The organism is Mesorhizobium sp. M7D.F.Ca.US.004.03.1.1, from assembly GCF_003998635.1.
GTDB classification, from domain to species: domain Bacteria; phylum Pseudomonadota; class Alphaproteobacteria; order Rhizobiales; family Rhizobiaceae; genus Mesorhizobium; species Mesorhizobium loti.
Window position 1 is genome coordinate 1 of record NZ_RZQG01001685.1, and the last position, 568, is coordinate 568.

A 568-nucleotide genomic window follows, 5' to 3' on the forward strand; every position below is an offset into this window, starting at 1 on the left:
AAGTTAGGGCGGCGACGCACAAGGGTGGGAGTTACAAGTGTGACGGGATTTGAATGGACTCGCTGATCACCGCGGCGGCACTGGCGCTGGCCGGAGGTGATCCGCTCGGTGCGCTCGATCGCGTCGCCTTGCGCGAAGATCCGCCGGCGCTGGCACTGCGCGGCATCGCCATGGCGCAGCTCGGCGATCTCGATCGCGCCAAGGCGCTGCTGCGGCGGGCCGCGCGTGGCTTCGGCCCGAAAGAAGCGGTGGCGCGCGCTAGATGCGTCGTCGCCGAGGCCGAGATCGCGCTGGTCTCGCGGGATCTCGGCTGGCCTGCCAAGGCGCTCGATGCGGCGCGCGCGACGCTGGAAAAGCATGGCGACCGGCTGAACGCCGCGCATGCCGGCCACCTCAAGGTGCGGCGCCTGCTTTTGATCGGCCGTCTCGACGAGGCTGAAGACGTGTTGGCCGGGCTCGACCCGGCGCCGCTTCCGCCGGCCTCGCGCGCCGCGCACGAGCTGGCCGTCGCCGGCATCGCGATGCGGCGCCTGAAGACGAAGCCGGCGCGCAGGGCGTTGGAGTGGGC

Annotated in this window: 1 pseudogene; it reads left to right on the forward strand. The window is 71.5% G+C overall.

What is annotated here, in order from left to right:
• Nucleotides 1-53: 53 nt before the first annotated feature.
• Nucleotides 54-568 (forward strand): annotated as a pseudogene (locus EN935_RS39485) (helix-turn-helix domain-containing protein); the annotation flags it as partial.